Below are 1,668 nucleotides of genomic sequence, written 5' to 3' on the forward strand. Positions count from 1 at the left end.
GATGAGCCGGTGGCGATTGTGGGGATGGCGTGCCGGTATCCGGGTGGCATCGCGTCGCCTGAGGATTTGTGGCGGCTGGTGGCCGAGGGCGGGGACGCGATCTCGGAGTTCCCGTCGGATCGTGGCTGGGATGTGGAGGGGTTGTACGACCCGGATCCGGAGAGTGTCGGGAAGTCGTACAGCAGGCACGGCGGTTTCCTGCATGAGGCGGCGGAGTTCGACGCCGGGTTCTTCGGGATCAGTCCCCGTGAGGCAACAGCCACGGACCCGCAGCAGCGACTGCTGCTGGAGACGGCGTGGGAGGCCCTGGAGCGTACGGGCCTCGACCCGGAGAAGCTGCGGGGGAGCCGGACGGGTGTGTTCGCAGGCCTGATGTATCACGACTACGGCACTTGGACGCCGGGCTCCGCGGACGGTTTCGAGGGGATGCTGTCGACGGGCAGCGCGGGCAGTGTGGCCTCGGGCCGTGTCTCGTACACGTTCGGGTTCGAGGGTCCGGCGGTGACGGTGGACACGGCGTGTTCGTCGTCACTGGTGGCGCTGCATCTAGCGGCGCAGGCGCTGCGGAACGGTGAGTGTGATCTGGCGCTGGCCGGTGGTGTCACGGTGATGGCGACGCCGCAGACGTTCGTGGAGTTCTCGCGTCAGCGTGGCCTCGCCCCCGACGGCCGGTGCAAGCCGTTCTCCGACGCGGCTGACGGCACGGGATGGGCCGAGGGTGTGGGTCTGCTGGTGGTCGAGCGGCTGTCGGACGCGCGGCGCAATGGCCACCAGGTGTTGGCGGTCGTGCGCGGCTCGGCCGTCAACCAGGACGGTGCGTCGAACGGTCTGACGGCGCCCAACGGTCCGTCGCAGCAGCGTGTCATCCGGCAGGCGCTGGCCAGTGCGCGGCTTTCCCCGTCCGAGGTGGACCTCGTCGAGGCGCATGGCACGGGTACGACGCTGGGTGACCCGATCGAGGCGCAGGCGCTGATCGCCGCCTACGGCCAGGACCGGCCGGAAGACGCGCCGCTGTGGCTCGGCTCGATCAAGTCGAACATCGGGCACACCCAGGCCGCCGCCGGTGCCGCCGGCGTCATCAAGATGGTGCTGGCCATGCGGCACGGCGTCATGCCGCGCACGCTGCACGTGGACGAGCCGTCGCGGCACGTAGACTGGTCGGCCGGCGCCGTCAGTCTGCTGACGGAGGAACGGGCCTGGCCGGGGGCGGATCGGCCGCGGCGTGCGGCGGTGTCGTCGTTCGGTATCAGTGGCACGAACGCGCATGTGGTGCTGGAGCAGGGGCCGGTCGAGGAGCCGTCCACGCCGGAGCCGGACGGGGACGTGCTGGTGCCGTGGGTGGTCTCGGCGAAGACCGCGTCGGGGCTGGTGGAGCAGGCGCGGCGGCTGGCCGGTGCCACGCCTGACCTGCGTCCGGTCGATGTGGGGTATTCGCTGGCCACGAGTCGTGCGTCGTTCGAGCATCGCGCGGTGGTGCTGGGCCGGGACCGGGACGCGTTGCTGGACGGCGTGCGGGCGGTGGCCGAGGAGCGGTCGGCTGCTGGTGTGGTGCGGGGGACGACTGTGTCCGGTGGTCCGGTGTTTGTGTTCTCGGGTGAGGGTTCGCAGTGGGTGGGTATGGCTCGCGGTCTGCTGGACAGCTCGCCGGTGTTTGCGGGGCGGATGGCG

The 1,668-nt window shown here is 70.7% G+C and carries 1 protein-coding gene; it reads left to right on the top strand.

Going from position 1 to position 1,668, the window contains the following annotated elements; translation table 11 throughout:
• The coding region (locus AB0I54_RS48115; protein WP_363302749.1) for a type I polyketide synthase at nt 1-1,668 on the top strand (1,668 nt) is incomplete at both ends.

It is taken from the genome of Streptomyces sp. NPDC050625, from assembly GCF_040654755.1.
GTDB lineage: Bacteria > Actinomycetota > Actinomycetes > Streptomycetales > Streptomycetaceae > Streptomyces.